Origin of the sequence: Jatrophihabitans sp. (genome assembly GCF_036389215.1) — a bacterium.
GTDB lineage: Bacteria > Actinomycetota > Actinomycetes > Mycobacteriales > Jatrophihabitantaceae > Jatrophihabitans_A.
On record NZ_DASVQG010000092.1, the window covers coordinates 1 to 1,742 of the forward strand.

1 protein-coding gene is annotated in these 1,742 nt (G+C 70.8%); it reads right to left on the reverse strand.

From position 1 onward, the window contains the following. Positions 1 to 1,742 (reverse strand): SDR family NAD(P)-dependent oxidoreductase (locus tag VF542_RS04415; protein ID WP_408650495.1); only part of this gene is annotated, 1,742 nt, incomplete at both ends.

A 1,742-nucleotide genomic window follows, 5' to 3' on the forward strand; every position in this document is an offset into this window, starting at 1 on the left:
GCGAGTTCGCCGGCCATCAGCCGGTGATGATGATCCGCGCTCGGATGACCGCGATATACCTGCTCGACCAGTTCGGTCGAGCCGCCCGGGAAGAGCGCCGAAACTCCGGAGCGGGATCCGTTCAGTACCTGGGGCAGCGCCGCAAGCGCCCGCCGCACCAGTTCGACATGCGGGGCGAGTTCGGGATAGGCGGCCAGGAACCCTGGCACGTCGCTCATCGGCTGAGCGGTGGAAATGATCTCATCGCCGTCGAGTTCGATCAGACCGGCGGTGGCGAGCACCGCGAGCAACGCGTCGAACAGTGCACTGTGCTCGTCCCGAACCGCTGCACGTCTGCGTGCCTGCCCTACCGAGCCGGCGCGGCCGTCCGGCGGCAGCACGCCAAGCTCGCTCAGCAGTCGATACAGCAGCGAGGCGGCCAGTACCTCCAGGGCGGCGAACGCCGCCCGGGTGGATTCTGCCGGATGGTTCCGCTGCTCCGGCCGGGCGCCGAGGGCCACCAGGCCGCCCTGGTCGGCCGACACCACCAGTGCCTGCGGCAACCGGGCGGACAGGACCGCCTCCAGGGCGGCCATTCCCTGTGCAGGAGAGATCGAGGACACGCCGAAACTGGCGAGCCGCTGGGCGTACCGCTCGCCGGCCACCACTCCGACCTCGCCCCAGTAGCCCCAGTTCACGACGGAAACCGGGAAACGGCAGCGACTGCGCAACTGCGCGACGTAGCCGTCCTCGGCAGTGCTCGCGGCAGCGTAGCTACCCTGACCGGCGGCATTCCCGAACGAGATCGCCGAGGAGAAGTAGACGAGGAAGTCGAGGTTCTCGGTACGAGCCAGCTCCCCCAGTGCTACCGCTCCGACCGTCTTGGGTGCCAGCACGTCGGCAAGGGTCTGCACATCCAGTCGCGCGAGCGTCCGATCCCGCAGGACCAGTGCCGCGTGGATCACGCCGTGCACGGTGCCGAACTCGCGCCGGGTGGCCAGCATTGCCCGGCGCAGCGCGTCGGCGTCGGTGACGTCGGCCTGCAGGTAGCGGCCCTGGCCACCCAACCGGGCCAGTTCGTCGAGGTGTCCTCGAATATCGCCATCCAGCGGTCGCCGCCCGACCAGCACCACCGTGGCGCCGAACTCGCGAACGAGGTGCCCGGACAGCACCCGTCCCAGGCCACCGGCCCCACCGATGATCAGGTAGACGCCGCGCCGGCGGTAGGGGCGGGTCGCCGAGGCGTGAAGCTCGACCTGCCGGATGTCGCGGACCAGTCGATGCCCCCCGCGCAGCGCGACCAGCCCGTCCGTTCCGGCTTCGCGGCTCAGCCGATTCGCGGTCGCCGCGAGGTCCGGGCTCTCCAGGCCGGTATCCGCGTTCCAGTCCACCACTGCGACCGTCCAGTGCGGGTTCTCGGCGGCGATGCTGCCGGCAAGCCCGGCAATGCCGGCAGCCGGGAGTTGCGGAACCTCCCGGTCGCTCACCGCGACAGCGCCGCGGGTGATCAGGATCAGCGTCATCGGTAGCCGAACGGTGCGTGCCGCGAGCAGCTGCTGGACGCCGCCCAGCACCGCGGCCGTCACGCTGAGCACGGTCTGCGCGGCCGGGTCGGGAACCAGCAGGCGTACCTCGTCGGCATCGCGCAGCAGCTGACGGCGAACACCGTCGGCTGCCTCGTCGGCGGCCAGCGGGAGCAGGTGCACCACGTCGCCCCTACCGCGATGCGCGGCCGACATCGCCGCGCCGAGTGCGGCTGATTC